The organism is Streptomyces sp. CNP082, assembly GCF_059570535.1.
Genome location: NZ_JCANSZ010000067.1, coordinates 1 through 26,064 on the forward strand (window position 1 = coordinate 1; position 26,064 = coordinate 26,064).

Below are 26,064 nucleotides of genomic sequence, written 5' to 3' on the forward strand. Positions count from 1 at the left end.
CACTCACCGAACCATCGAAGGAATCACGACAGAACGAGGGCACCCACGCCCTCATCTCCGCCCCCGATCCACAGCTCTTGACAATTACTCACAAACAACCCCAACAGACACACCAAACCCAACAACAACCCCAACAACAACCCCGGCAGCAACCCCGGCAGCAACCCCGGCAGCAACCCCGGCAGCAATCCGGGCGAGGGTGCCGTGCCTGCACAGGCACGCGAACACAACAAGTCCACACCCGCGCAGCGCGAACCCGCAGCAGCGGACAGCACTCAGCAGACAGCAGTCAGCGACCAGCACTCAGCAGACAGCACTCAGCAGACAGCGACCAGCACTCAGCACTCAGCACTCAGCCGCCAGCAGCCAGCAGCCGGCGCCCCGGGCCTGCACCCCGCAGCACCCCGGCCCTCACGCCGCATACCGGTCAAACGTCGAACCACGCCGCGGACCCGCCACCACATCAAGCTCCGGATCCACCGCAAGCATCGCCTGATGCAAACGCTGCAACGGCGGCGACGGCTCCACACCCAACTCCTCAATCAACCGCGCCCTAAGCCTCCGGTACACATCCAACGCAGAAGCCTGCCGCCCCGACCGGTACAAACACAACATCGCCTGCGCATGAAAACCCTCATGCTGAGGATGACGCGCAATCAAATCAACAAGCTCAGCAATCAACTCACCATGCCGGCCCAACCGCAAATCCGCATCAATACGCCTCTCCACAGTCACCAACCGCGACTCCTCAAGACGCAACACCTCAATCTCCATCACCGGACCAAGCCGCACATCCACCAACGCCGGCCCCTGCCACAACCCCAAAGCCTCCCGGAACAAACACGCAGCCCGCTCATCCTCCCCCCGCTCAAAAGCCCCCTGCCCCTCCCCCACCAACCGCTCATACACAAACACATCCACCGACTCCGCCGGAACCTGCAACACATACCCCCCATGCCGCGTCGCCAGCACACCCTTCGCCCGCTCCGACCCACCACCCCCCAACGCAGAACCCAGACAACGACGCAACTGCATAATATAAGTCTGCAACGTCGTCATCGCCGACGCCGGCAACTCAGCCCGCCACACCTCCTCCATCAACACCGACACCGGCAAAACCCGCCCCGGATACAACGCCAACAACGAAAACACCTGACGCGGCTTACCCGCAGACGGAACAACCGACCCCCCATTCACCACACCACACAACGGACCCAGAACCCGAATCTCCACAACACCCTCCCAACAACACCCACACACCACCAACCACACACACCCACACCCACCCACCATCCACCACCCCACTTGGCCACCACACACCAACGACTTGGCACCCACTTGGCGACCACACCACCCACACTCAAGCGGTCCCCAACCAAGACACCAGCCAGACCCAGGCCAAGCAGACGGCCCCCGGGCGGCACGGGCCGTGCCGGGAGACCTCAGACAAAAACCGCACTCTGGACGAATCATCTGGCCACAGCCGGTACGGCATGCCAGGACACAGCGGCAGGGAGGCTGAGCGGCTGTTGTACGTGCGGCGTGTGCGCGGTTCACGCCAGGTGCGGGCGGAAGTGCGGGCTGCTCCGCGACGCGGTCGAGATCCCGGTCAAGGCCCCCACGTCAGCAGTCTCGCGACTCGATGCAGTGAAATGCACCTGCCATCATGCTGACTGCATCCCCGGGACATTCCGGGATGCTTCCTGATGCTACGGCTCCCCCAGTCAGGGGCACCTGGGCGCAGGCGGTGATCAGCCGGTGGCTTGGCCGCCGACCTCTGGACGGCTTCGGCTTGCTCTAGAAGAACGAGCTGTCTCCGCCCAGTTGGACGGCCCCGTAGTACGCCTCGGCCGCGTTGACGCACGCGAGGCGGCTGAGGCGGGAGCTGTCGCGGTCGTCGCAGATGCGGCGCATCTCGGTGCGGAAGCGGTCGTCGATCCAGTTCTTCGTTTCGCGGGTCGGGCTGAGTTTCAGCTCGTGCTTGCCGCCGTAGTTCCGGTAGCCGAAGTCGTGCAGGGCACACGCGGGGCGGAACGTGTCGCTGTACGGCGCGTAGCCGGTGGGGACGGAGCAGCCGTCGGTCGTCCAGTTGAACGGGGAGACACGCGGGGTTTCGGCGAACCCGCGGTAGGTGAGGTTCATGATGGCGTCGGCCTGCTCGCGCAGTGTCGGCGCTGCTGCGGGAGCGGTGGCCACGGAGTCCGTGCCGGCGGCGAGGGCGGTGCCGGTGCCGCCGAGGGTGGCGGCCGTGAGCAGGGCCAGCGTGGCTGCGGTGGTCGACAGCTTCGTGCGTACGGCGGCGACGGCCGCCCGGCTACGGGTGATCTTGTTCATGCGGGGAGGCTGCGCGCGGGTGTCGCGATCATGCGGCCGAGGGCGCGGATCCATCCCTACGTGTCTGACGGTTGGCCCGGTTGACGGAGCGGCGCCTGCCCGGCGCGGAGGGCATGTGCGCCCCGCGCCGGGCAGGTTCCAGTGACGATCAGGGAGTGTCGACGGAGTTCTCGAGGTCCTTCATCTGCTCGTCGGTGACCTCCTGGACAATGCGGTTTCCGGTCTCGTCGTCGATGCCCTCGCACTCACTGGGCTCCTCGTCGGGGAGGGCGCTGTTGCCCTCCTTGACAGCCTTCTCCATCACTTCCGCGACGGCCTTCTTGCAGGCTGCCTCATCCGGCTCGCTGTCACTACCGCAACCGGTCACGGCGAAGGTCAGAGCCGCCGCGGCCGCAGCAAGAACGGAAGCACGGGCAGTACGCTTGTGCATGATTCCCCTAGCAAATACGTGTTCGGACTGGGGAATCCTGTCTGACTCCGGCCGCCCCTGTCTGCGGTGTGACTGTTTGGTGACATGACCGGGACCTGATCACAAGGATTCGGGCCGTCAGGTCAGGCCCACGTGGAGGCTTCCAGGCGCGTTACCAGGGCAGCGGCTCGGCTTCGAGGGTCCGCTGTGCCCGGCTGGCTGAGGCTGAGGGCGCGGCGATCGGCCGCGGGAGGATCCGTACGGCCACGCCCGATCCCACGTACCGGGCGGACTTCGGGAACGTCGACCGGCGGAAGCCACGCCTGACCAGCAGAGCGGCAGGTCACGACCCCGGACGGGGGTGGCGGGGGGGCTGGGATTCGGCGGCACCGGCTTCCTCGCCGCGCTTCCCGGCGGCGGCCGTCCCGGCACCGTCAGGCTATGTCCCCCGCCCACGTCCAGCGCCCCGGAGCGCCGGGTGCCGGCGCGTACGTCGCGCGCCCGCCGGCGCCGAAGCGGCCGAGCTCGGTGGGCAGGGCCGCGCCGGCGGCGGTCTCCTGCGCGCTCCACCCGGTGATGTCGAGCAGCAGCCCGTCCAGGGGGCCGCCGACGAGCTCGGCGTAGTCACGGCCCGGACGCGGTCCCGGGTACGGGTCGTCGTGTTCCGTCCCGTAGACCCGGCCGCGCAGCAACTCTTCGTCCCTGTCCATGACCCCAGCCTCTCAGCCGCCACTGACACTCCGGGGCTGCCGGACAGGCCGGCCGCCCGGCCCCTCCGGGTCAGGCGTCGAAGCGCTCGCGTGCCGTCTCGATGTGGTTCAGGTACTGCTGTGTCCAGCCGCACATCGCGTCGACCGTGGCGCGCAGGGCGCGGCCCGGCTCGGTGAGGGTGTATTCGACGCGCGGCGGCACGGTGGGGTAGACCTTCCGGTCGACCAGGCCGTCGCGCTCCAGCGTGCGCAGGTTCTGGGTGAGCATCTTGTGGCTGACTCCCTCGACCTCCTTGCGCAGCTCGCTGAAGCGCAGGGTGCGCTCGCCGAGCGCTTCGATGATCAGCAGCGCCCACTTGTTGGCGACGTCGGAGAAGATCTCCCTCGCCAGGGAGTCCGCGCGCCTGAGGTCCGCGTCCTCGGGGAGACCCTTGAGTTCGTGCTTGGTCACCATCTGGTTCCTCAGTTACCGAAAAGTGCGTTCTTCCAGGTCAGCGCTCACTCTCTTACAGTTTCCGAGTAACCGCAAGAGAGCACACGGAAGGACCCTCACCATGGCCACCACCGACGCCTTCAACCACGGCGTGGCAGCCGAGAGCGAGTTCGGCTACTCGCAGGCAATCAGGTCCGGCGAGCTGATCCACGTCTCCGGGCAGGTCGCGTTCGACGAGGCGGGCGAGTTCGCGCACGCGGACGACTGCGCTGCCCAGCTCACGCTGACGTACGCCAATCTCGACAGGGTTCTGGAACACTACGGCGCCACCCGCAACCAGGTCGTCTCGCAGACCGTGTACGGGGTGCACCTGCAGCACAACGCCGAGGCGATCACGGCGGGCAATCTGGCGTACTACGGCGCCCACCGCCCCGTCAGCACCGTCGTCGGCGTCACCGAGCTGGCCTTCCCCGGCCAGCTCGTCGAGATCGCCGTCGTCGTGGACACCCGGCTGCCCGCCTGAGTGCCCCGCGTCACATGCGTTCGGCGCCGGCCTTGATGGCGTCGCGGATGCGGGGGTAGGTGCCGCAGCGGCAGATGTTGCGCAGGCCGTCGAGGTCGTCGTCGGTGATCTCGCGGCCCTCGGCGGCGACGCGGCGCGCCAGGGCGACGGCGGCCATGATCTGGCCGGGCTGGCAGTAGCCGCACTGGACGACGTCGTGGTCGAGCCACGCCTGCTGCATGGGGTGCAGCTCCCCCTCGACCGTGTCCGCGAGGCCCTCGATGGTGGTGACCTCGTCCGTCGGCTCCAGGTCGCCGACGGGGATCGCGCAGGGGTTGGCCGCCTTGCCGTTGAGGTGGCTGGTGCACGCCTTGCAGACGTTGATGCCGCAGCCGTACTTCGGCCCGGTGATGCCGAGGATGTCGCGCAGCACCCACAGCAGGCGCACGTCGTCGGCCACGTCGACGGTGACCTGCTCGCCGTTGACGCGGAAGGTGTGTTCGGGCACGGAAGCTCCCAGCAGGGTCAGCGGACGTGGTCCAGGCCGTCGGCGGGCGAGGCGGGGATGGGCGGCACGGTCGGCTTGGGCTCGAAGGAGAGCGTGCCGTGGTTGACCGGGAAGCTGGTGGGCATCGTCCCGGTTGCCCGCCCGTACGCGCAGGCGACCGCGGCCATCGACGCGGCCACCCCCAGCTCCCCCGCGCCGCCGGGCTCGTCCGAGGTGTCGGGCATGACGATGATCTTCAGCTCCGGCGGGACGTTCCACTGCCGGGTGTAGAAGTAGTTGTCCCAACTGGCTTCGAGGAACTGCCCGTCGCGCAGATGGAGGCTGGAGGTCAGCGCTTGGGCGATGCCGTCCATGAGGCAGCCCATCATCTGCGCTTCCAGCCCGCGCGGGTTGACCGCGAGGCCGGCGTCCACGGCGAGGACGGCTCTGGTGACGCGCGGCCCGCCGACGCCGTCGCGGATGGGGCGGTTCACGGTCTCGGGGCGGCAGTCGATCTCCACCAGCACGGCGCTGACGGACTTGTACTCGGAGTGGAAGGCGATGCCCTGCGCGGTGCCCTCGGGCATCTGCCGGCCCCAGTCGCCGGCCTCAGCGGCTGTCCGCAGGACGGCGCGGGAGCGTTCGTCGCGCAGGAAGTCACGGCGGAAGTCGTACGGGTCCTTGCCCATCTTCTCCGCGAGGCGGTCGGTGATCAGTTCGCGGGCGCAGGTGACGTCCGGCGAGTAGACGTTGCGCATGCTGCCGGTGTTGAAGCCCTTGTCGGTCTCGTTGAGCAGCCGGGTGGCGAGGCCGAACTCGTACGGCATCGACTGGGTGAGGTGGAAGAACGTCTGGGAGAAGCCGATGTCGCCCACCGGCAGGCTCGCGGCCATGGCGGTGAACAGTTCGCCGAGGCCGTGGCCGAAGTCGGTGGCGACGCTGGTGTGCCGCTGCTTGAAGCCGAGGACGGTGCCGCCGGCGTAGTCGGCGCGTACCCGGGAGGTGGCCATCGGGTGCGTGCGGCCCTGGCGGGCGTCGTCGGCGCGGTGCCACATGAGCTTCACGGGCTTGCCGATCCTGCGGGAGACCTCGACGGCTTCCAGCGCGGCGTCGAAGAACAGCTTGCGGCCGAAGGACCCGCCGCCCTGGGTGACGTGCACGGTGACGCGGCCCAGCGGCAGGCCGAGCTTGGCGGCGATGGCCTCCTTGGCGACGATCGGGGACTTGAGCGCGGACCAGACCTCGGCGCGGTCGGCGCGTACGTCGGCGATCGCGCAGTTGGGCTCCAGGGCGCTGTTGCTGCGGAAGTGGAAGGTGAACGTGCCCTCCACGTGCGGGGTCAGCGGCGGCAGGCCCATCGGCGGCTCGGCCGCGGCGAGTTCGCGCAGCACGGTCTCGTCGGACTTGCCCTCGGCGGTGCCGGGCCGCCAGTCGACACGCAGCGCGCGTACGCCGTCGATGCACTGGCCGAAGGTCTCGGCGCGTACGGCCACGCCGGTGTCGATCGGCACGACGTCGGTAACGCCCGGCATGGCGGCGACGTCGGCGAGGTTGGCGACGGGGCCGGGGCTGCCGTTGATGGTCGGCGGGCGGCAGACCATCGTGGGCTTCGCGTCGGGGACGTCGAGGTCCATGGCGAACTTCTTGCGGCCGGTGACCGCGTCGCGGGCGTCGATACGGTTGTGGGGCCGGCCGATGACGGTGAATTCCTCGCGGGCGGTGAGCCGGACCTCAACGGGCTGGGAGCGGGTGGCCGCGGCCTTGGGGGCGAGGGTGCCGATGTCGAGGGCGGCGCCGGAGCGGTCGTGGACGGCGCCGCGGCGGAGCGTCAGGTGCTCGGCGGGTGAGCCGAGTTCGGCCGCGGCGGCGGTCAGCAGCCGGTGGCGGGCGACGGCGGCGGCGACGCGGATCGGGGTGTAGGTGGCGATGGTGGTGTTGGAGGCGCCGGTGAGCTGGTTGAACAGCAGCTCGGGGCGGGCCTCGGCCAACGTGACCCGTACCCGCTCGGGCTCCACCGCCAGTTCCTCGGCGATGAGCATGGCCGTGGAGGTGGTGATGCCCTGGCCGACCTCGGCGCGGGGCAGGGCGAAGGAGACGGTGCCGTCGGGCTCGACCTCGACGGTGATCAGCCCGGAGGTGGGCAGGGCCGCGGCGGTCATGACGTCGTTGAGGTCGAGGAGTTCGGTGACGTCCGGCGAGGGGATCGTGGCGCCGGCCGCGGGGGCGGGCGCGAGTTCTGCGGCGGCCAGGAGGGTGGGGGCGGCCAGGACGTAGCCCAGGAACCGCCGCCGGCCCGGTCCTTCGTGCGGCCTCGCGCCGTTCGGTCCGGTCATCGTCCGGCTCCCTCCGCCGGGTTGTCCATGGGTGCCTCCGCCGCGGGCCAGGGGTCCGGGGTGGGGAAGTACCAGAACGTACCGGCCGGGGCGTGCCCGGGACAGGGGAGATCCGGCCCCGCGTGCCGTCGGCCGCCTTCGCGGGACCCGCTGACACCGCCCGCGGCGAGGGCGCGGGCGGCGTCGGCGGAGAACTGCTCGGCGGAGAACTGTTCGGCGGTGAGGGGCGAGGCCGGGGTCGGGTGTTCAGGCGGCGGCGCTGCCGGGTGCGTTGCCGGCGGCTGCCCGTTCCGTACGGCCGGCTGCCGGCGTGCGTACGGAAGGCCCGGCCGTCCGCCGCGGACGTCCGTCCCCGCCCTCCGTGCCCGGCCCCGCCGCTTGGGCGTCGGGCAGTAGCTCACGCAGCTCCGCGAACCACGTGTCCAGGTCCTCCGCGCGCAGCAGCCCCGTGCCGATCAGCAGGCCGCGGAAGCCGGCCGCGAGGAGGGCGGCGCCCTCCTCGGGAGTGGCGATACCGCTGGCGCTGACCGGCAGGCCCGCGCCGGCGGCGCGGATGCGTGGCAGCAGGTCGTGGCTGCGGCCCAGGTCCGTTTCGGTGGACTCGCGCGCGCGGATGTCCTTGTTGTTCACCGCGACGGCGCAGGTCTCGGCCCGGGTGAGCGCGGACAGTTCGGCGGCGGAGGTGATTTCGACGAACGGCGTGACGCCGTGCTCCAGGCAGGCGTCGATCAGCGTCGGCATGAGCCGGTGCGGCAGGATCGTGGCGGTGAGCAGCACCGCCGCCGCGCCGGCCTCGGCGGCCTGCCTGATCTGTTTCTCCTTGGTGAAGAAGTCCTTGACCAGGACGGGCAGCGTGGTCGCCGCGACCACCTCGTCCAGGAGCCGGGCGGTGCCGCCGAACCAGGAGCCGGTGACGACCGACAGCGCGGGCGCACCCAGCTCCTCGTAGCGGCGTGCCAGATCGCCCGCGGCTCGGCCCCGCAGCAGGTCCTCGCCGTCCGCCCTGGACCGCTTGATCTCCGTGATCACCGGCAGCTCTGCCACGGCCAGCGCGTCGCCGAAGCGCTGGTCCGCCGCGTTCGTGCCGGTCGTGTCAGCCGGGAAGGGCATGCTGTTCCTCCTGCAGGGCCTGTCGGCGCGCCGTGTCCCAGGCGCGGCGGATGCCGCCGACGAGTGCCGGCGAGAGCTGTCCGGCGGCGTCGCGGGCGCCGCTGTCGACGTCGATGCCGAGGTGGTGCCGGTGCGCCAGCGCGGCGCGGTAGGGGCCGGTGCCGGCCGCGGTGAGGCCGCCGGCGAGGGCGAACTGCCGGCTCAGCCGGGGCAGCGCGGAGGCGACGGCGGCCGGGTCCAGCGGGTGACCGGTGGACCCGATCCTGCCGTCCTCGCGTACGGAGTCGAAGAGGTAGGCGTCGCAGCCGGCGCGGTCGAACGCGGCGAGGAGGGAGCGTTCGAGCACGTTCTCGCCGCGGACGTGCAGCACCTTGATCAGCTTGGTGCCGGGCAGGGCGGCGCGGATCGCGGCGAACTGGGCGGGGGTGAGGTAGCCGTGCAGTTGGACGGCCGGCACGCCGGTCGCGGCGACGACGGCGGCGAGCCGCCGAGGGTCGTCGAGCAGGGTGACGAGGACGGGTTCGAGCCCGGCGGCGCCGGCGGCCCGGGCGAGGGCCCGCACGTCGCCGAGCGGGAGTTCGTACGGGCCCGCAGGCACTCCGTACCAGAGGCCGACGGCGTCCGCCCCCTGCCCGGCCAGCAGCCGCACCTCGGCGTCGGCCGTGATGCCGCACACCTTGAGCCACACGGTGCTCAGCCCTCCTTTCGAGCGGCGTCGGCGTGCAGGGAGCCGGTGACCAGCCGGGTGCTGCCGGGGCCGGCGAAGATGCCGGGGTGCGCGCGGCGCATGCCGTCGATGAGCCGTTCGTAGGGCAGGTCGTCGAACTCGCCGTGCTCGTGGACGACTTCCATGTAGCGGGCGCCGTCGTCGTCGTACGGGTGGTGGACGCTGTCGGCTCTGCCGTCGAAGTCGAGCGGGCGCATGCCGTACAGGCGGCACAGCAGCCGGTTGAAGACGGGGGTCGCGCGCACCCAGGTGCCGTCGAGGTGGACGGTGGTGAAGGTGTGGTAGCAGAAGGTGTCCCCGCCGACGAGCTTGCGCAGCGCGGGCGACGACAGGTGGTTGCGTACGTCGGTGAGCACGAGCCGCGCGGGGATGCCGACGGCGCGCAGGGCGGCTGCGTAGAGCACGGACTTGTGGATGCACATGCCTTTGCCGGTACGGGCCACCTGCGCGGCGGTGACGCCGGCGCGGGACAGGTCCACGCCGTAGACCTCGTAGTTGATGCCGTCGCGCACCGCGTAGTAGAGGCGTACGGCCGCGTCCCTGCTGTCGGGCGCGTCCCGCGGCAGCGCGCGGCGGACGAAGTCGCGGACGTCGGGGTCGTCGGAGTTCAGGAACTCGGTGGGGGCGAGGGCGCTCGCCAGGTCTGTCGTCGTCATCGGTGTTCTCCCGCGTCAAGCGGCGCGCCCCAGGCCGAGCGTCGCGGCTATCCGGTTGTACTGGGTCTCTGTGGTGCCGGAGTAGATGGTTCCGGCGACGGCGCTGCGCAGCTCCTGTTCGAGGCCGTACTCGGCCATGTAGCCGTTGCCGCCGAAGACCTGCACGGCGCCGAGGGCGGAGTCGAGGGCCGCGCGGCTGGCGACGAGCTTCGCGGTCGCCAGGTCGGCGGTGACCTTGCGGCCGGCGGTGAACTTCTCGGCCGTGTCGTAGAGCCACTTCCGGGATGTCTCCAGGCCGATCTTCATGTCGACGATCCGGTTGGCGACGGCCTGGAAGCCGCCGATGGGCCGGCCGAAGGCGCTGCGCTCCCCCGCGTACGCGACGCAGCGGTCGAGGCGGCGGCGCATCTCCCCCGTGCTGACGATGAAGCAGCACAGGATCTCCCACGTCATCACGTGGTCCAGGACGAGGAATCCGGCGCCCACGCGGCCGAGGACGTGGGTCTTGGGCACCCGGCAGTCGTCGAGGAAGAGCTCGCACAGCGGCGAGGACTTCAGCCCCATCTTCTCGATGGGGTTGCCGAAGGTGAGGCCGGGCGTGTCGCGCTGGACGAGGAAGGCGGTGACGCCCAGGGGCCCGGCGGCGGGTTCGGTCTTGGCGTAGACCACGACGAGGTCGGCGACGGGCCCGTTGCTGACGAACGCCTTCGAGCCGCTGAGGCGGTAGCAGTCGCCGTCGGCGGTCGCGGTGGTGCGCATGCTGAGCGCGTCGGAGCCGGTGTCGGGTTCGGTGATGGCGTGGGCGCCGATGGCGGTGCCGGCGCAGATCTGCGGGAGGTACGCGTCCTTCAGTGCGGTGGAGCCGAAGCGCTGGAGGGCGATGCCGGTGCTCACCATGTGGGTGGTGATGCCGAAGTTCAGCCCGGTGTTGCGGCAGCCGCGGCCCAGCTCCTCCAGCACGTACATCGTGGTGAGGAGGGACTGCCCGAGGCCGCCCCACTTCTCGTCGAAGGGCAAGCGCAGGAGCCCGGATTCCATGACGGCGAGCCAGGGTTCGCGCGGAAAGGCCGCTTCCCGGTCGTAGCGCGGGAAGTCCTCGCTGAACTTCTCGAACCACAGGCCGATCCCTTCTCTCAGCCTTTCGTCGTCCTTCGACCACGCGATCACGGCGGGCTCCTTTGCTTGGTTGTGCTCGTGTTGCTCCCGGCGGTCAGTAGCAGGAGGGTCCTGCACCGTCCAGGGAATGGGTTTCGTCGCCCTTCAGCGCGGGGCTGAAGACGCAGACGAGGCGGAGGTTCTCCTCGGGGCTGGCGATGAGCCAGTGCGCGTCGTGCTGGTCGAGGGCGTAGAGCACGCCCGGTTCCAGCGGGTGGCTGTTGCCGGCCATGTCGACGACCTGGCCGCTGCCCGCGATGCAGTAGCAGGCTTCGAGGTGGTGGCGGTATTCGAGGAGGGACTTGGTGCCGGCCTCCACGATGGTGTCGGTGACCGAGTAGCCCATGTCGTCGGCCTCCAGGAGAAAACGCCTGCTCGTGCCGTTTCCCCAGTCCACGCTGAGGACGTCCTTGAGTCTCTTCACAATCACGTTTCCGCTCCCTTCGCGGTGTTCCTTTCTCCGGGGCGGATGCCGGCCGCGGGCAGCAGTCCGGTGACGAACTGCTCGATGTCCCGCAGGAGGGCTCCGTCCTGCTGGTGGGCCTGCGCGATACGGCCGACGAGGGCGCTGCCGACGATCGCGGCCTGCGCTCCGAGCGAGCCGACCGCGCGGACGTCGTGGCGCGTGCGCACCCCGAATCCGACGGCGACCGGGGCCGCGGCGGTGTGGCGCAGGGTGCGTACGGCGGGGCGCAGGCGGGCGGGGTCGGGCGGCGGGGCGGTGCCGGAGCGGCCGTAGCTGGCGACGAGGTAGACGTAGGCGGTGGCGTGCCGGGCGGCGCGCTGCTGCACCTCTGCGGAGGATTCGGCGTAGCAGGTGGTGACGACGCGCTGGCCGGTGTGCTCGGCGGCGTCCCGGTATTCGGCGTGTGCGCGGGGCGGCAGGCCGTGCAGGAGTATGGCGTCGGCGCCGGCGGAGCGGCTGCGGCGCAGGAACGGCTCGACGCCCAGGGGCCGTACGGAGTGGCGCCAGTCGGCGAGGAGCGCGACCTTGGTGTGCCGCAGCCGGGGGCGTACGCGCTCCAGGAGGTCCAGCACCTCGTCCATGCCGGCACCGGCGGCGAGCGCACGCTGGGCGGACTCGCGGATGACGGGGCCGTCGGTGGCGGAGTCGGGGAAGGGGACGGCGAGTTCGACGCAGTCGACGCCGAGGTCGTCGAAGAGCAGGAGGAGGTCGCGGGTGCTCTCCAGACCGGGGTCGCCGGCGTTGAGGAAGAGCGCGAGGCCGGGGTCCCGGGGTGTACGGCCGGGGAAGAAGGGGTCGTCGCCGGGCCGGGGCCGCGGGCGGCGGGTGAGGCGGTCGCTAGGCGCGGACACCGGCCACCTGCCTCGTCCTCTCGGGCCGGCGGGCACGCAGCCGCTCGACGAGCCGTGCCGCGGCGCCGTCGCGCAGCGCGTCCTCGGCCGTGTGGAACGCCTCGGCGAGGCTGGAGTCGGCGCCCGCCGCGAGCGCGGCGACGGCCGCGTTGAGGCAGACGGTCTCCCGGGCGGCGGCCGGTCCTCCGCCGCGCAGCAGCGTCAGCAGGTGGGCCTCGACGGGCTCGCCGGCGGCTGCGGGACGCAGGTCGGCCAGGGTGCCGGCGTGCGGGTGGCCGCCGCCGGCGAAGCCGGGTGCGATCGTCGTCTCCGAGCGGTCCGGGCCGGGGCGCACGGTGTTGACGGCGAAGCTCAGCAGCTCGTCGGCGCCGAGGTCGTTGCGGGTGAGCCAGACGGCGCGGTGCGGCCGGCTGTCGGCGACACGGGCGGCGACGGCGTAGAGGCCGGGGCCGGTGACGCCGGTGAGCTGGGCGCTGACGGGTATCGCGGCGAGGAACGGGCCGAGACGGTTGAACGCGCCGCCGACCTGCTTCATCCCGTACGGCAGGATGGCGCGCGCCATCCGGGTCAGCTCCACGGGGTAGACGAACCCGCCGGCGAAGGCGATGCCGTGGGTGGCGAGCATGTCCTCGCACTCGGCGTAGCTCGCGGCGGTCTCGATGCCGAGGCGCTCCAGGGTGTCGAGACAGCCGGAGCGGCCGGTGTAGCTGCGCGAGCCGGTCTTGACGACGCGGATGCCCATGGCCGCGGCGAGCAGGGCGGCGGCGGTGGTGACGTTGAACGTGGCCGGGCCGCCGCCGGTGCCGACGAGGTTCACGGTGCCGGGCCAGGTGCCGGGCCAGCGGTCGGGGAGGCGGTCGCGCCGGGAGTCGAGCGAGTCGAGCAGGGCGACGACGGAGTCGGCGTCGGGCAGCCGGGTGGTGAGGGAGGCCATGACGCCGAGGGCCTCACCGGGGTGCAGGGCCTTGTGCTCGGTCCGCTCCCACAGGTCGTGCCAGCTCGCCTCGTCCACCGGGCGGTGGGCGACGAGCGCGGGCAGGAGGTCGGCGGGCACGGTCAGCCGGCCTTCGCCGCCGGGGCGGCGGACGCCACGAAGGCGTCGATCGACGCCGCCGTCCGGAAGTTGTCCGGTACGACGTCCATGGCGTCGATGTCGAGCGCGTACTCGTTCTCCAGCCAGCTCACCAGGGTGAGCAGCGCGAGGCTGTCGATCACGCCGTGGTGGAGCAGGTCGTAGTCGTCGGCCAGCTCGGCGGGCGGGATGTCCATCTGGTATTCCTCGACCAGATGGTGCTTGATGGCGTTGATGCGGGACATTCCTTGTTCCTTCCTCGTACGGTTTTCCGCGGTCAGAGGCTGTTCGCCACGGTGCGGCGGTCGATCTTCCCGGTGGCGGTTCGGGGCAGCGGCGCATCGACGAACTCGATGCCGCTGGGGATGCCGGCGCGCGGCAGTTCCGCGGCGACGTGCTCGCGCAGCCGCAGGCTGTTGAGCAGGGAGCCGGCGGCGCGGTGGACGACGGCGTGCAGCCGCTTGCCGGTCCGCTCGTCGGGCAGGGCGACGACGACGGCGTCCGCCACCTCGGGGTGGGAGCGCAGCGCGCCTTCGACGGCGGCGGTGTTGATGCGGATGCCGCGGACCTTGACCATGAAGTCGCTGCGGCCGTCGAGGGTGAGCACGCCGTCGGGGTGGCGGGTCACGAGATCGCCGGTGCGGTAGTACGGGCCGGGCGTGGTGCCGTCGGGGTGGCTGACGAACGCCTTGGCGTGCTGCGCCGGGTCGAGGTAGCCGCTGGTCTGGAAGGGGGAGGTGACGATCAGCTCACCGCGGCCCGGCCCGTCGAGGGCGGTGCCGTCCTCGGCGAGGACGTCCGCGGCGACGCCTTCCACGGGGCGGCCGATGGGCACGGCGCCGTAGCGCAGGAGGTCGCCGGCGGGGTCTATCTCGTGGACGAAGGTGTCGTTCGTCTCCGTACAGCCGTAGACGTTGTGCATACGTGCCCGGGGGAAGAGGCCGGGCAGCGCGGCAAGGCCGCCGGGAGACAGCGCGTCGCCGGTGACGAGGACTTCCCCGACGGGGGCGAACTCGTCGCCGCGGGCCTGCTTTCCGGCCGCGGCCAGGAGCTGGAAGAGCATCGGCACGCCCTGCACCACGTGCACGGGGCACTGCTGCAGGAGCGTCAGCAGGTGGCCGGGGTGGGCGGCGCGGTCCTGCGCCACCAGGACGGCCTGGCCGCCGTGGGCGAGGGTGGTCCAGACGTCGAGCAGGCTGAGGTCGAAGTTGAGCGGCGCGTAGCTCAGTACTGACGTGCCGGCCCGGATGCCGAACCGCGCGGCGGCCCACTCCGCGAATGCGCCGACCGCCGCGCCGGGAAGGGGCACCGCCTTGGGGAATCCGGTGGATCCCGAGGTCGTGAGGATCAGCGCGGTGCCGTCGGGCACCCGGCCCTCGGCGGGCCTTCCGGCGCCGGCCGGCTCCGCCGTGCCGGTGGTGAGAGCGCGCGGGTCGGGGAGCAGGAGGGCGCCGGTGTCGGCGAGGAGCCGCTGCAGCGGTTTGTCCGCCACGTCGGCGGACGGCACCAGCACCGGTCTTGCGGCGCGCATGCAGGCGAGCAGGACGGCGACAGTCTCGGGTGACTTCCCGGCGACGACCGCGACGGGATTCCCCTCCGGAATACGGAGCGCGGCCATGCTCTTCTCCGCGGCGCGGGCCATGGCCAGCAGCTCCCGGTACGATACCGCGCGGCCCTGCCAGAACAGGGCGGGGTTCTCCGGGTGCCGACGCGCGACCGTCGCTATTCGTTCCGCCAGCGGGAGAGCCATGCGGGAATCCTCCACAATCCTGTTCGACGGGCTGTCCACCGCACCAGGATGGGAACAGATTGCGCTCCGCGCATCTCGAAGGGCGCTGTCCGGGCCGCGGGGAAGGGCTTTCGGGCGCCCGGCCGGGCCCTTTGGTCTGCCGTATTTCCGGGAATCGGCCGGCGGCGGCCGGAATTCACGGGATTCCCGGAGGTGCGCCCGGAGGTGCGCTGATCGGGTGAGCGGGGACCTCAAGTCCGAGGGTGCGAATACCGCCGGCGCCGCTTTCCGTAGCATCCGCCACCAGGTTGGGTCAACGGGGGTCGCCCACGGCACTTCACGGCCACTACGCTTTCCGGACGGTGTCGCGCCCGGCGCACCGTGAACGGTCTTTCTTTCACCTCCCCTCCCCCGCACCTTCAGGCGAGTGTGATGCTGCGCGAGAACTCCCCCGGCACCGCGGCGGCTTCGGCCGTTTCCGCCCGGTCGTCCACCCGGCAGCGGTGGATCATGACGGCGGCCCTCCTGGTGACGGCCGTGAACCTCCGCCCCGCCATCACCTCGCTCGGCACACTGCTCCAGGAGGTACGGGCCGGCCTCGGGCTGAGCGGCACCACCGCCGGCCTCCTCACCGCCATGCCCGGTCTCTGCTTCGCCGTCTTCGGCGGCCTCGCCCCGTGGCTGGCGCGCCGCCTCGGGCTCGCCGCCGCGCTCTGCGGCGGGGCCTGCGCGCTCACCGCGGGGCTGGCACTCCGTTCTACGGCGACCGGATCCGTGACGTTCGCGCTGGCCAGCGCGGTGGCACTGGGGGGCATCGCCGTGAGCAACGTGCTGCTTCCCGCCGTCGTCAAGCGCTGGTTCCCCGACCGCATCGGCCTCTTCACCGGCCTGTACTCGATGGTCCTCACCCTCGGCACCGCCGCCGCTGCCGCTCTCACCATCCCGGTCACCGATGCGCTGGGCGGCGACTGGCGGCTGGGGCTGGGGTCGTGGGCGCTGCTCGCGGCGCTCGCCGTGCTGCCGTGGGCGGTGCTGCTGCCCGCCCGGCAGAGCGGGCGGCCGAAGGGCGCCGCCGAGGCGGAGGACGGGCCGCCGCTGCGTATCACCCGCAGCCCGACCGCCTGGGCCCTCGGGGTCTTCTTCGGCTTCCAGGCCACCGCCGCGTACGCGATCATGGGCTGGCTGCCGCAGATCTACCGCGATGCGGGCCTCTCGCCGGACTCCGCGGGGCTGCTGCTGGCCGTCGTCATGGGCGTCGGCGTGCCGCTCGCGCTGGTGATGCCGCAGCTCGCCGCGCGCTTCACGCACCAGGGCCCGATCGTCGTGGTGCTGTGCCTGTGCGGCCTCGGCGGCTACGCGGGGCTGTGGCTGGCGCCGGCCGCGGGGGCGGTGGCGTGGGCGCTGCTGCTGGCGGTCGCCAACTGCGCGTTCACGCTGGTCCTCGCGCTGATCGGGATGCGGGCCCGGACGAGCGCGGGCGTGGCGCAGTTGTCCGCCTTCGCGCAGTCGACCGGGTATCTGATGTCCGTACCCGGACCGCTCGTCGTAGGCACCCTCTACGGCGCGACGGGCGGCTGGCACGCGCCGCTCGCGCTGCTGGCCGCGCTGATGGTCGCGGGCGGTGCGGTGGGGCTCGTCGCGGGCCGCAACCGGGTGGTCGAGGACGAGGTGTGACCGACGGGCCGCCGGTCAGCCCGGGTCCGGATACGGCCAGGGGTTCGTCTCGCACCTCGCGCCGTTGGTGGTGAGGGAGAGCGTCTGCTGCATCATGACGGGCGCCAGCGCCCCGTCGCGTACGCAGTGGGCGTGCAGGTGCCCCAGCCGGTGGCCCACCTCGTGGTTGATGAGCATCTGCCGGTAGCCGAGGATGTCGTCGCCGTAGGTCGCCGAGCCCTGAGCCCACCGGAAGGCGTTGATGAGGACGCGCTCGGTCTGGCCGGAGTCACACGAGACGTTGTCGACAGTGGTGTCGAAGCCCGACATGGCGCACCACTCCCCCGTGGTGCCGGGGCTGGCGAGGGTGACGGCGAAGTCGGCGGGCCCGGTCGAGACGCGCTCGAAGGTCCGCCAGCCAGCCTCGCCCCAGCTCCGCTCGTCGTTGAGCGTCTCCTGTACGGCACGGGCGAACAGCCGGCCGTCGAGGGGCACGCCGTCCTCGACGTCCACGCGGTAGCGCACCACCAGGCCCTCGCCCGGGGCCGGATCAGGGCCGGGTACGGTCTCGAACGTCCCGGGGCCCGCCAGTTCGGCGGGGACGGGGTACGTCTCGCGCATCCGGCGCCGGTACGTCAGGTCCACGAGTTCGGGCATGTCCGCCGAGCCTCCGGCGGAGAAGCCGGAGCTGTGCGGCAGCCCGGACGCCGGCGCGCGGTACGGCACGTGGAAGCCGGAGGGGCGCTGCCGCACCTGGAGCGGCGGGGACTTGGCGTCGTCGGCGGCGCTCTGCGGCGCGTGGGGACGCAGGGCGTCGGGCACGAGGCTCGGGGGGAGCGCGAAGAGCCAGACCGCCACGCCGGCGGCGCCGAGGAGCGCGAGCACCACCCCGCCCGCCGCGAGACGCACCAACGCGCGCGTACGACCGGCCACCCCTGACACCCCTGACCGCTCCACCCGCTACTCGAACGGCACCGACAGGCACGCCAGCCGCGCCCCCGCCATGCCGGCCTCGCCCGGGTCCGTCATCGTCGCGTGCTCGTGCACGACGACGGACCGGGCCTCGCCCGGCCGGAAGCGCCAGTCCTGCCGGTCCGAGGAGTGGGCGGTGCCCATGCTGTCGGTGGTGAAGTCGAGCCACACCTCGTTGTCCGGGTTGGCGTAGGCGGGGTCGACCGACGGCTGCACCGGGTCCGGCTCGTTCTGGTAATGCGGCCCGGCGTCGTCCGGGACGGGGCCGCACGGCCGGGTGTGGACGTGCGCGCCGTACGTGCGGTCGGGCAGCAGCCCGGTCAGGCGGAACCGGATGCTCGTCCTGTTCTCCCGGGCCACCTCCAGCACGGCGACACCGGCGCCCGCGGGCACCAGCGCCGTGTCGTAGGTGAGTCCGTCGCCGGGTTCGGCGTTCTCCGGCGGCAGGAAGTACGCCTCGCGCGAGACGACATCGAAACCGTCGCCCTGCGCGGGCGCCGCCGGAGCGGGGCCGGCCGCCCCGGTCGCCAGCAGCGCCACCGCCGCGGACGCCGCGGCCAGTGCCGCCCTGTCCCGGCGCCGCGCCAGCCCCTTCGCCCTCGTCGCCGCTCCCGCCACCTGCATTGCCACCACTCCTCGCCACCGCGTCACGCGCCTGCACGTACGCCTCCACCCTGGCGTCGACGCCGGTGCCAGCCGGGTCGTACGCGCGTGGCGTCCGGGTGACGCGGAAGGCGGCGGGCCGGGCGGGCCTCGGCCCGCGGCTACTTGCCGCCGTGCGGACCGGCGGAGCCGCTGCGGCTCCAGGTCTGGCAGCCCGTGCTCCGGACGTACTCGCCGTCGTGGACGGTGATGTGCGTCGGCCCCCGGGACGACCCGCTGATGATCGGGACCAACTCGGCGCCGTTGTCGGCCAGCCGCGCCCACGAGCAGCCGGCGGGGTCACCGTCGGAACCCTGCGTCGCGTACGTGCCGGGGGCGATGGCGCCGCCGACGAAGTGCGTGCCGTTGCCGAACGAGGTGGCGAGCCGGTGCCCGTCGCCGGAGGACGGGTGCTGCCCGTGGTGCTCGCCGCCGGAGTCCCCGGGCGGCTGGCCGTGTCCGGCCGACTCCTGCGGCCGGCTCCCGGGCGCGGCGGCCTCCTGCCGGTCCGCCTGCTTGCCGGGCTGCTTGCCGGGCTGCTTGCCGGGCTGGGGGGCCTCGGCCGCGGTGTCCGTGACGGCCGACTTGGCGTCGCTGACCGGTTCTGATCCGCCGGTCGTCAGCATGGCGGCCACCACTCCCGCGGTCACCATGAGGGCGCACGCGGCTCCGATCGCCCAGCGATTGCCCAGGAACCGCTGAACCAGCGGCAGGTCAAGGAATTTCGTGAGTTTCTTCATGGCCCCATCGCTCGCATGCGCATAGTGGATGATTAGCTACATAACTTACTTTTCGCATGCGTTATCCGGGCCTTTGCCGGGCCGCGCCACGGCGGGCGTCACCGCTTTGGCGCAGGGAACTCCGTGCGGCACCCGCCGGTGTCGGCGCTCTCTGCCCACGGAGGGAAGCAAGCCCGGCGAGTACCGCACGGAGGGCTTCATCCCGGCTCGGCGGGCGCGGCGTCGGCCGCGGCGGATATGCAGGGCATGGCCGGTTCCTCTGAAAGGGGGTGCCGGTGCGGCATCCGGGCACAGCGGAAGGGGACTTGCCGCTGATTCGAGGAAAGCGGCGAATTCCGCACCGTGCATATCCATGCCCCTGCCGTACGCGCCGCGCCAGCGGCTCCGCCGGCCGCGCATCGCCGCGTCGGCGCAGTTCAGGGGCGACGCGAGCGCCGCGGTACGACTCTGTGCTGACGTACCCCGTCCGGGTGAATGTGAGAGCGGCGGGCGGGGGAAGGCACTCGGCCGGTCGGGGGTCCCGCGCCGACGGGATTACGGGCTGCGGCGGTGGGGCGATCGCCCGTGCCATGATCACGACCGTTTCCGGACGCCTATCCCGCGGGAGAAGAGATGTCAGCGCGGATCCGTACGCTCACGTGCGCCGGGCTTCTCGCCATCGCCCTGAGCTGCCCGCCCCCGGCCGGCGCCGGGGACGCCGCGCGCGGGCGGGCCGATCCGGCGGCGGCACCGTTCTGGGTCGACCCCGACTCCGCCGCCGCCCGGCAGGTACGGGAGTGGCGGCGGCAGGGGCGCGGCGAGGACGCGGAGTTGCTCACGCGCATCGCGGAGCAGCCGGCGGCCACGTGGCCCAGATGGGACGACCCCGGCGCCGACGTGGAGCGGGCGGTCGCGGGCGCTTCGGCGGCACAGCGCCGGGCCGTGCTCGTCGCGTACAACATCCCGCACCGCGACTGCGGCCAGCACTCCGCCGGCGGCGCGGTGGACGCCGCGGCGTACCGCGCGTGGATCGGCACGTTCGCGGACGCCATCGGGGACGCCCCCGCGCTGGTGGTGCTGGAGCCGGACGCGGTGGCGCACATGGTGGCGGGCTGCACACCGCCGGAGTACCACCAAGAGCGCCTGGAGTTGCTGTCCGGGGCCGTCGCGCGCCTCAAGCGGCACCCGGGCGTCGAGGTCTACCTCGACGCCGGTCACTCCAACTGGATCCCCAATGTGTCCGACGTGGCCAGGTCGTTGCGCTCCGCCGGAGTGGGCCGTGCGGACGGCTTCGCGCTGAACGTGTCCAACTTCCAGACCACGGAGTCGGAGATCCGCTACGGGCGCCGCCTGTCGCATCTGCTCGACGGCGCCCGCTTCGTGATCGACACCAGCCGCAACGGCAACGGCCCGCTGCCCGGCGGCGCGGCCGACGCGTGGTGCAATCCGCCCGGCCGCGCGCTGGGCAGCCCGCCGACGACGCGGACGGGCGCCGAAGGGGTGGCCGCGTACCTGTGGATCAAACGGCCGGGGGACTCCGACGGCACCTGTCGCGGCGGCCCGCCGGCGGGCCGGTGGTGGCCGCGGTACGCGCTGGGCCTGGCCCGCGCCGCCGCGGCGAACGAGGGCGCGGCGGCGGGCGGCTGACCGCCGCGGCGGAGCCCGTCGGCGCAGCCGGGGGCACGGGCGTACCGCGGGGGCGCGTGAGCGCATGCGCTGTGGCTTTCAGCGTCTGTTCCAACGCCGCGGGTAGGCAACGGATGATCCAGTGGTGGCCCCATCGCCCGGACCGGGTCGCCGTCCCCCGTGTCCCCCACCCGGGCCCAGCCCCGTCACCGGCGGGAACCTCTCGGAGGTGTCCATGGTGGAACCCACCGGAACGCCCCTGGCACCGGACCGCGCCCGAGTGTCCGCCGCCGGCACGCCTGTCGGAGGTCACGGTGTTCGCCCGTGAACTGACCGCCGCCGGGCTGCGCGGCGCGGAGACACAGGCCGCGTGCCCGCCTGCGGACGGTACTTGAGGCGCCGCAACTCGGCGGCGTTTCCCGCGGGTCGCTCTCTGCTGCCGCCCGGCAGCGCCCGTACTTCGACGCGATGCTCGCGTTCTGCTGGTACGCGGACGACGTCCGCGACGCCACGGGGCACGACCTGCGCGAGCGTGCCGAGCGGTTCGACGCGCTGCGGCACGAGGCGCTCCGCCGGGTCGGCAGGGGCGCCGCCGGGCCGGTCACCGCGGAGGCGGTGCAGATCTGCCGCGTGCTGGCCCACACCGTGCGTACCTGGGACCTGGATCCGGAGGGGATCCGGCGCTTTCTGCGCACGCTGCGCACGGTCCTGGACACCAGCTCGTACGCGACGTTCGAGGCGCTGGAGCTGTTCCTGCACTCCGTGAGCGGGGACATGAGCATCTGGGTCAACACCCTGCTCGAACCGGTGGACGACGAGGCCACGGCAAAGGCCATCGCCCTGGGCTGCAGCGTCGTCATGCCGGACTTCCTCGACGACATCGCCGAGGACGCGGCCCAGGGCCGCGTCTACCTCCCCCTCGCCGATCTGGAGCGCCACGGGCTGAGCCGCGACGACCTCACCACCACCGCCGCCCGGCAGCGCATGACCCCGTCGCTCAAGGAAGCCGTCCGCTTCGAGGCCGACCGCATCCGGCGCTTCTTCCAGCCGGCGGACGGCTGGCACCGCCACGTCCACCCGTCCGGGCAGGAACTGCCCCGGCAGTATCTGGAGCTGGGCCGCACGGTGCTGGCCGAGCTGATCCGCGACGACTACGACGTCTTCCAACGCCGCCGCAGCACCCGCCTGCTGTGCACCGCCCGGGCCGCCGGCACCACCGTGCGCTCGTACCTGCGCACCCTCCGGCACCGCCGCACGCACCCCCGCAGCCTCCCCCACTCTCCCGCGCGGCACCCGGACGGGAACGGCCCAGGCGCGCAGCACCGCTGCCCACGCGAACGCCCGGCCGGGGTGACCGGCCGGGCGTGGCGGCGGGGGTGAGCCGCGGCGGGATCACCGCCGGCAGAAGGGAATCCGGTCCAGGTTCAGCACGTAGCGGGCGGACATGTAGCCGTGGCCGCCACTCACCGGCACGCGGTACCACCTGTTGTTGCCCTGCACGTTCTGGCCGGTGACCTTGCACTGGATACGGACGATCGTCCCGGATTTCGCCCACCCGAGGACGTCGCTGCGCGTCGTCGGCTTGGCCCGCTTGTAGACGATGCTGTTGCCGAGCACTTTGCCCCGGTACGGATAGGAGTGCGCCTTGTCGGCCGGCGCGGCCTTGGCCTTCTGCCCCTCGGAGTCGGCTGCGGCGAGCGACGGCGTCGTGGCGATCGAGCCCAGGGTCAGGGCAGCGGTGGCCACCAGGGCGGCGGCTGCCTTGCGGATCAGCATCGGGGATCTCCTTTCGCGGTGCTGCGCACCAGAGCGGGGAGGAACGTGAGAACCGTAGGAGAAGTCCGCCACGAGACCGCCCTCTTGCGAACAGACACACCCAACTGCCCCCCTTCCAGCCCAATCCATGCGGAACCTCAGATCCCGGGCGGGGACCTCCGTGGTGGTTTCCGTGGTCGGCACGGAGGCGTTCCGTGGCTCCGCGGCAGGAGGCTGTGAGCACCCCGGCGGGCCCGGCGAGGCAACGGGCGGCCGGATCAGAGAGCACAGGAGTGATCATGAGCAAGAACGGGACCGACGCGTACGAGGGGTTCTCGGCCGAGGAGCGGGCCGCGATGAAGGAGTACGCCCAGGAGCGGAAGAACGCGGCGCGCCGTGGTTCGCGGGCGGACAAGGCGGCGCAGGCGCTGCAGGACGTGCGTGCCAAGATCGCGGAGATGGACGACGCGGACCGGGCCATGGCCGAGCGCGTCCACGAGGTCGTCACGGCCGCAGCGCCGGGACTGGCACCGAAGACCTGGTACGGCATGCCCGCGTACGCGCGGGACGGCAAGGTCGTCTGCTTCTTCCAGAGCGCGGGCAAGTTCAACGCACGCTACGCGACGCTCGGGTTCAGCGATCTGGCAAACCTCGACGAGGGCACGATGTGGGCGGCGGGCTTCGCCCTGACCGAGGTGACGGACGAGGTGGCGGCGCGGATCGCGGCGCTGGTGAAGCAGGCGGTCAGCTGACGGGCGCGGTTACGCCTGCGGCGGCCGTCCGGCGCCTTGGGGCAGGGGCCCTTGCGGTGGGAGGTCTTCGGGCAGGACGTCCGCCGGTACGAGGCCGAGGCCGGCCAGCGCCGCCGCGCCGGCGGCGGTGTGGCCGCCCCCGGCGAGCAGCAGCGTACGCGCCTGCTGGTACGGGCTCCCCGCCGCGGCGAACGCCGCCGCGAGGGCCGGCAGCCGCGCCACGTCACCGTCGAGCAGGGCCTCGGCGCGGTCCACCTGCGCGGCGGCGACCGGGTTCCCGGCGACGACGGCGCGGGCCGCGGCGATCCGCTTGCGGGCGGCCGGGTGGCCGGCGAGCACCGCCGCCTCCGCGCGCAGCGCGACGTACCAGTGCAGCCAGACCCAGCACACCCACTTCCACACCTCGCCCGGCTCGGGCGCGACCCGCTCCAGCGCGGCCTGCGCGTCCCCGCGGTGGAGCAGGACGGTGGCGTCGAAGACGGCGCCGTAGCCGTGCCGGTGCTCCGGCGCGGTGTCCGCCCGGGCGGACAGGGCGAGCCAGCCGGCGCGGGCGTCGTCGTCGCCGCGCAGGCCGTGGACCATGGCCACCGACGCGGCGCCGGCGGCGAGGGAGAGCGACCGCTGCCCGCCGCTGTGCTCGAAGGAGTCGCGGAACCGCACGGCGTGGGCGAGGACTTCGCCGGCGTGGCCGGCGAGGGCGTCGGCGACGAGCAGCCAGGCGGTGGCGTGGTGGCCGGCTTCGGCGAGCAGCGGGTGGTCGGCGAGTTCCCTGCCCCAGCGCCGGGCGCGGTCCAGTTCACCGGCGCCGACCGCGGTGCCGGCGGCCATGGCGAGGGCGTCCGTCCGCTCATGGGCGACCGCGGGCGTGGGCGGCAGCGGCGCCAGCGCCTCGGTCCTGCGGCGGGTGGCGGCGGCGGTGGCGAAGGCGTCGCCGGCCCAGCTCAGGGCGCCGGACAGGGCGTCGAGGGCGGCGGACTCCGTCACCGGGTCGGCCGCGCGCCGGGCCAGTTCGACGGCGTGCCGGACCCGTTCGGCCGTCTCGTCCACGGCGTTGTCCGCGTCCCCCTGCACGGCGCCGTACGCGTCGGTGACCACCGCCGCCTCGGCCAGCGCGACGGCCGCGCCCGCGCGGGGGTCGTCGCCGGCCAGGTTGCGGGCGCGGGCGAGCACGGCCGTGGCCTCGGCGACGGTGGGCAGGCGGGTGAAGGAGGTGGAGAAGCGGTACGCGGCGGTGGCGGCTTCCGCGAGGTCGCGGCCGGCGCCGGTGGGATCGCCGGCGCGCTCCGCGGCTTCGGCGGCGGCGCGGTGCAGGCGGTACACGTCGTCGCCGAGCCGGCGGCAGCCGGCCACCGCCGCGGCGTGCCGCAGGGCGGGCGCGGCGCCCGCGTCGTCGGCGAGCGCGGCGGCCTGCTCGTAGCGCTGCTGGGCCTCGCCGAGCAGGTTGCGCGTGAACGCCAGCCCGGCCAGCGCCAGGGCGAGGCGGTGGGCCTCCGTGCGCCGCTCCGGCTGGCCGGCGGCCCAGCCGAGCGCGACCCGCATGTCCTCGGCGAGGTCGTCGAACCGGGCCCGCCAATCCGGGCCGCCCGTGCCGGTCAGCGCGGTGGCGGCGGCGGTGCACCAGGCGAGGTGGCGGGCGCGTACGGCGGTCTGCTCGCCGGCGGCGGCGAGCCGCTCCGCGCCGTACTGGCGGATGGGCTCCAGCGCGCGGTAGCGGGTGCCGGTCGCGGAGGGGGCGACGGCGAGGAGGCTCTGCTCCGCGAGCCGGCCGAGGCCGTCGGCGACGGCGGCGGCGTCCTGCAGTCCTGGCCCGGCGACCTCGGCCGCCGCCGCGGCGGTGAACGGCGCGACGAACACCGACAGCCGGCGCAGCAGCGCCTGGTCCTGCGGCTGGAGCAGGTCGTGGCTCCAGTCGAGGACCGCGCGCACCGAGCGGTGGCGGTCGTCGGCGCGGGCGCCGCCGCTGAGGAGCCGCAACTGGTCGCCGAGGCCGGCGGCCAGGCCGTCGAGTCCGAGCGTGGCCCAGCGGGCGGCGGCCAGTTCGATGGCCAGGGCCATGCCGTCGAGCCGTTCGCAGACGGCGACCACGCCCGCGCTCGCGCCCGGTCCCGGCGGCCAGCCGACCGCCGCGGCGCGGTCCATGAACAGGGCCACGGCGTCGGACTCGTCACCGCCGGCCCGCGACAGCGGAGGCACCGGAAAGGCGCGTTCGAAGGGCACCATGAGGCGGGCCCGGCTCGTGGCGAGCACGCGCAGCCGGGGGCAGGCGGCGAGCAGCCGCTCCAGGAACGGCGCGACCCCGTCGCGTACGTGCTCGCAGTTGTCCAGTACGAGCAGCGCGTCGTGGTCCGCGAGGGCGGCGAGCACGGCGTCGTCCACGTCGCGTCCGGGCTGCTCGCCCACGCCCACGGCGGCGGCGACCGCGGCGCCCACCCGCGCCGGGTCGGTGACCGGGACGAGGTCGGCGAACCACACGCCGTCCGGGAACTCGCCGGCCAGGTCCCCGGCGACCGCGAGCGCGAGCCGCGTCTTGCCCACGCCGCCGGGGCCGACAGCGGTGAGCTGCCGGTGGGCCCGTACCGCCGCGGCCAGTTCGGCGCGCTCGCGCGTGCGGCCGACGAACGCCGTCAGCGGTGCGGGCAGGGCGGGCGCGGGTCCGGCCTGCCCTGCGCGCGCGGAGGAGGCAGCGTGCCGGGCGAGGGCGCGCCGGTCGGGCAGGTGCAGCTTGCGCAGCAGCGAGGAGACGTGCGATTCGACGGTGCGTACGGAGATGAACAGGCGTCCGGCGATCTCGGCGTTGGTCAGGTGCTCGCCGAGGAGCGCGAGCACTTCGGCTTCGCGGGCGGAGACCGGCGGCGTGGACACGCTGCCATTATCCGCGGTGCTCTCCGTGGTCAGCACGGAGGCGGTGCGGGGAGGGCGGCAGCGAGGCTGTGGAGGCCACGGCGAGCGGGCCCGGTGCGGCGCAGCGGAC

The 26,064-nt window shown here is 73.0% G+C and carries 26 protein-coding genes; 5 read left to right on the plus strand and 21 right to left on the minus strand.

Features of this window, described 5'->3' with window-relative positions; translation table 11 throughout:
* Window positions 1-411 precede the first annotated feature (411 nt).
* The 5 genes from B124_RS32590 to B124_RS32610 form a co-directional block, all read right to left on the minus strand.
* On the minus strand, window positions 412-1,233 hold the full coding sequence (locus tag B124_RS32590) for an AfsR/SARP family transcriptional regulator (RefSeq protein ID WP_496506623.1): 822 nt from the start codon (window positions 1,231-1,233) through the stop codon (window positions 412-414).
* Window positions 1,234-1,797: 564 nt separating this feature from the next.
* Window positions 1,798-2,334, minus strand: a complete 537-nt coding sequence (locus tag B124_RS32595; protein WP_496506624.1) for a phospholipase A2 — start codon at window positions 2,332-2,334, stop codon at window positions 1,798-1,800.
* A gap of 148 nt (window positions 2,335-2,482) precedes the next feature.
* Window positions 2,483-2,764 (minus strand): hypothetical protein, encoded by a 282-nt coding sequence (locus B124_RS32600; protein WP_496506625.1) that lies wholly within the window; start codon window positions 2,762-2,764, stop codon window positions 2,483-2,485.
* A 413-nt stretch (window positions 2,765-3,177) separates the two neighbouring features.
* Window positions 3,178-3,453, minus strand: coding sequence for a hypothetical protein (locus tag B124_RS32605; protein ID WP_496506626.1), 276 nt, complete (start codon window positions 3,451-3,453; stop codon window positions 3,178-3,180).
* Window positions 3,454-3,523: 70 nt separating this feature from the next.
* Window positions 3,524-3,907, minus strand: coding sequence for a winged helix-turn-helix transcriptional regulator (locus B124_RS32610; RefSeq protein WP_496506627.1), 384 nt, complete (start codon window positions 3,905-3,907; stop codon window positions 3,524-3,526).
* Between the two features lie 100 nt (window positions 3,908-4,007).
* Between B124_RS32610 and B124_RS32615 the strand changes: the two genes are divergently transcribed.
* Window positions 4,008-4,409, plus strand: coding sequence for a Rid family hydrolase (locus tag B124_RS32615; RefSeq protein WP_496506628.1), 402 nt, complete (start codon window positions 4,008-4,010; stop codon window positions 4,407-4,409).
* A 10-nt stretch (window positions 4,410-4,419) separates the two neighbouring features.
* Here the strand turns inward: B124_RS32615 and B124_RS32620 are convergent, their stop codons facing one another.
* The 11 genes from B124_RS32620 to B124_RS32670 all read right to left on the minus strand — a co-directional run bounded on the left by B124_RS32620 (window position 4,420) and on the right by B124_RS32670 (window position 14,995).
* Entirely contained in the window at window positions 4,420-4,896 is a 477-nt protein-coding gene (locus B124_RS32620; protein WP_496506629.1) for a (2Fe-2S)-binding protein, read from the minus strand.
* 17 nt (window positions 4,897-4,913) lie between these two features.
* Window positions 4,914-7,208 (minus strand): molybdopterin cofactor-binding domain-containing protein, encoded by a 2,295-nt coding sequence (locus B124_RS32625; protein ID WP_496506630.1) that lies wholly within the window; start codon window positions 7,206-7,208, stop codon window positions 4,914-4,916.
* Between the two features lie 246 nt (window positions 7,209-7,454).
* Entirely contained in the window at window positions 7,455-8,318 is an 864-nt protein-coding gene (locus B124_RS32630) for a beta/alpha barrel domain-containing protein (protein WP_496506631.1), read from the minus strand.
* Window positions 8,302-9,006 (minus strand): phosphoribosylanthranilate isomerase, encoded by a 705-nt coding sequence (locus tag B124_RS32635; RefSeq protein ID WP_496506632.1) that lies wholly within the window; start codon window positions 9,004-9,006, stop codon window positions 8,302-8,304. Before B124_RS32635 ends, B124_RS32630 begins: the two co-directional genes overlap by 17 nt.
* Before the next feature lie 5 nt (window positions 9,007-9,011).
* A complete protein-coding gene (locus B124_RS32640; RefSeq protein ID WP_496506633.1) occupies window positions 9,012-9,701 on the minus strand; it encodes a transglutaminase-like domain-containing protein in 690 nt (229 codons plus the stop codon).
* Between the two features lie 15 nt (window positions 9,702-9,716).
* Window positions 9,717-10,868 carry an acyl-CoA dehydrogenase family protein gene (locus B124_RS32645; RefSeq protein ID WP_496506634.1) on the minus strand — a complete coding sequence of 384 codons (1,152 nt, stop codon included), beginning with the start codon at window positions 10,866-10,868 and terminating at the stop codon, window positions 9,717-9,719.
* Between the two features lie 43 nt (window positions 10,869-10,911).
* Window positions 10,912-11,286 carry an ectoine synthase gene (locus tag B124_RS32650; RefSeq protein ID WP_496506635.1) on the minus strand — a complete coding sequence of 125 codons (375 nt, stop codon included), beginning with the start codon at window positions 11,284-11,286 and terminating at the stop codon, window positions 10,912-10,914.
* A complete protein-coding gene (trpA, locus tag B124_RS32655; RefSeq protein WP_496506636.1) occupies window positions 11,283-12,173 on the minus strand; it encodes a tryptophan synthase subunit alpha in 891 nt (296 codons plus the stop codon). The genes B124_RS32650 and trpA overlap by 4 nt, the downstream gene beginning before the upstream one ends.
* Entirely contained in the window at window positions 12,160-13,227 is a 1,068-nt protein-coding gene (locus B124_RS32660; RefSeq protein WP_496506637.1) for a hypothetical protein, read from the minus strand. The genes trpA and B124_RS32660 overlap by 14 nt, the downstream gene beginning before the upstream one ends.
* A gap of 2 nt (window positions 13,228-13,229) precedes the next feature.
* Window positions 13,230-13,490 carry a phosphopantetheine-binding protein gene (locus B124_RS32665; protein ID WP_496506638.1) on the minus strand — a complete coding sequence of 87 codons (261 nt, stop codon included), beginning with the start codon at window positions 13,488-13,490 and terminating at the stop codon, window positions 13,230-13,232.
* A 32-nt stretch (window positions 13,491-13,522) separates the two neighbouring features.
* Window positions 13,523-14,995 carry an AMP-binding protein gene (locus B124_RS32670; protein ID WP_496506639.1) on the minus strand — a complete coding sequence of 491 codons (1,473 nt, stop codon included), beginning with the start codon at window positions 14,993-14,995 and terminating at the stop codon, window positions 13,523-13,525.
* A gap of 411 nt (window positions 14,996-15,406) precedes the next feature.
* On the opposite strand from B124_RS32670, the gene B124_RS32675 reads away from it, so the two are divergent.
* The gene (locus tag B124_RS32675) at window positions 15,407-16,648 is read left to right on the plus strand and encodes an MFS transporter (RefSeq protein WP_496506640.1); all 1,242 of its coding nucleotides are present in this window, start codon (window positions 15,407-15,409) and stop codon (window positions 16,646-16,648) included.
* 15 nt (window positions 16,649-16,663) lie between these two features.
* Here B124_RS32675 and B124_RS32680 read toward each other — a convergent pair whose 3' ends face one another.
* From B124_RS32680 to B124_RS32690, 3 genes are all read right to left on the minus strand, one after another.
* A complete protein-coding gene (locus B124_RS32680; protein WP_496506641.1) occupies window positions 16,664-17,560 on the minus strand; it encodes a DUF3152 domain-containing protein in 897 nt (298 codons plus the stop codon).
* A gap of 27 nt (window positions 17,561-17,587) precedes the next feature.
* The gene (locus B124_RS32685; protein WP_496506642.1) at window positions 17,588-18,223 is read right to left on the minus strand and encodes a superoxide dismutase family protein; all 636 of its coding nucleotides are present in this window, start codon (window positions 18,221-18,223) and stop codon (window positions 17,588-17,590) included.
* Window positions 18,224-18,363: 140 nt separating this feature from the next.
* Entirely contained in the window at window positions 18,364-18,981 is a 618-nt protein-coding gene (locus tag B124_RS32690; RefSeq protein WP_496506643.1) for an Rv1352/Rv1906c domain-containing protein, read from the minus strand.
* A gap of 612 nt (window positions 18,982-19,593) precedes the next feature.
* Between B124_RS32690 and B124_RS32695 the strand changes: the two genes are divergently transcribed.
* Both B124_RS32695 and B124_RS32700 read left to right on the plus strand, forming a co-directional pair.
* Window positions 19,594-20,607 carry a glycoside hydrolase family 6 protein gene (locus B124_RS32695; RefSeq protein WP_496506644.1) on the plus strand — a complete coding sequence of 338 codons (1,014 nt, stop codon included), beginning with the start codon at window positions 19,594-19,596 and terminating at the stop codon, window positions 20,605-20,607.
* 447 nt (window positions 20,608-21,054) lie between these two features.
* A complete protein-coding gene (locus B124_RS32700; RefSeq protein WP_496506645.1) occupies window positions 21,055-21,966 on the plus strand; it encodes a phytoene/squalene synthase family protein in 912 nt (303 codons plus the stop codon).
* 12 nt (window positions 21,967-21,978) lie between these two features.
* On the opposite strand, the gene B124_RS32705 is transcribed toward B124_RS32700, so the two are convergent.
* Complete coding sequence (locus B124_RS32705) at window positions 21,979-22,362, minus strand: SH3 domain-containing protein (RefSeq protein WP_496506646.1); 384 nt, start codon at window positions 22,360-22,362, stop codon at window positions 21,979-21,981.
* Window positions 22,363-22,640: 278 nt separating this feature from the next.
* Here B124_RS32705 and B124_RS32710 point away from each other — a divergent pair, with 278 nt between their 5' ends.
* The gene (locus tag B124_RS32710; protein ID WP_496506647.1) at window positions 22,641-23,093 is read left to right on the plus strand and encodes an iron chaperone; all 453 of its coding nucleotides are present in this window, start codon (window positions 22,641-22,643) and stop codon (window positions 23,091-23,093) included.
* A 9-nt stretch (window positions 23,094-23,102) separates the two neighbouring features.
* On the opposite strand, the gene B124_RS32715 is transcribed toward B124_RS32710, so the two are convergent.
* A complete protein-coding gene (locus tag B124_RS32715; protein WP_496506648.1) occupies window positions 23,103-25,955 on the minus strand; it encodes an ATP-binding protein in 2,853 nt (950 codons plus the stop codon).
* Window positions 25,956-26,064 lie beyond the last annotated feature (109 nt).

What these genes read in the sequence shown, in the direction of transcription:
- B124_RS32595 (WP_496506624.1), bottom strand. Translation starts at nt 2,334, where the DNA reads ATGAACAAGATCACCCGTAGCCGGGCGGCCGTCGCCGCCGTACGCACG.
- B124_RS32600 (WP_496506625.1), bottom strand. Translation starts at nt 2,764, where the DNA reads ATGCACAAGCGTACTGCCCGTGCTTCCGTTCTTGCTGCGGCCGCGGCG.
- B124_RS32605 (WP_496506626.1), bottom strand. Translation starts at nt 3,453, where the DNA reads ATGGACAGGGACGAAGAGTTGCTGCGCGGCCGGGTCTACGGGACGGAA.
- B124_RS32610 (WP_496506627.1), bottom strand. Translation starts at nt 3,907, where the DNA reads ATGGTGACCAAGCACGAACTCAAGGGTCTCCCCGAGGACGCGGACCTC.
- B124_RS32615 (WP_496506628.1), top strand. Translation starts at nt 4,008, where the DNA reads ATGGCCACCACCGACGCCTTCAACCACGGCGTGGCAGCCGAGAGCGAG.
- B124_RS32625 (WP_496506630.1), bottom strand. Translation starts at nt 7,208, where the DNA reads ATGACCGGACCGAACGGCGCGAGGCCGCACGAAGGACCGGGCCGGCGG.
- B124_RS32630 (WP_496506631.1), bottom strand. Translation starts at nt 8,318, where the DNA reads ATGCCCTTCCCGGCTGACACGACCGGCACGAACGCGGCGGACCAGCGC.
- B124_RS32640 (WP_496506633.1), bottom strand. Translation starts at nt 9,701, where the DNA reads ATGACGACGACAGACCTGGCGAGCGCCCTCGCCCCCACCGAGTTCCTG.
- B124_RS32665 (WP_496506638.1), bottom strand. Translation starts at nt 13,490, where the DNA reads ATGTCCCGCATCAACGCCATCAAGCACCATCTGGTCGAGGAATACCAG.
- B124_RS32670 (WP_496506639.1), bottom strand. Translation starts at nt 14,995, where the DNA reads ATGGCTCTCCCGCTGGCGGAACGAATAGCGACGGTCGCGCGTCGGCAC.
- B124_RS32675 (WP_496506640.1), top strand. Translation starts at nt 15,407, where the DNA reads ATGCTGCGCGAGAACTCCCCCGGCACCGCGGCGGCTTCGGCCGTTTCC.
- B124_RS32685 (WP_496506642.1), bottom strand. Translation starts at nt 18,223, where the DNA reads ATGCAGGTGGCGGGAGCGGCGACGAGGGCGAAGGGGCTGGCGCGGCGC.
- B124_RS32690 (WP_496506643.1), bottom strand. Translation starts at nt 18,981, where the DNA reads ATGAAGAAACTCACGAAATTCCTTGACCTGCCGCTGGTTCAGCGGTTC.
- B124_RS32695 (WP_496506644.1), top strand. Translation starts at nt 19,594, where the DNA reads ATGTCAGCGCGGATCCGTACGCTCACGTGCGCCGGGCTTCTCGCCATC.
- B124_RS32700 (WP_496506645.1), top strand. Translation starts at nt 21,055, where the DNA reads ATGCTCGCGTTCTGCTGGTACGCGGACGACGTCCGCGACGCCACGGGG.
- B124_RS32705 (WP_496506646.1), bottom strand. Translation starts at nt 22,362, where the DNA reads ATGCTGATCCGCAAGGCAGCCGCCGCCCTGGTGGCCACCGCTGCCCTG.
- B124_RS32710 (WP_496506647.1), top strand. Translation starts at nt 22,641, where the DNA reads ATGAGCAAGAACGGGACCGACGCGTACGAGGGGTTCTCGGCCGAGGAG.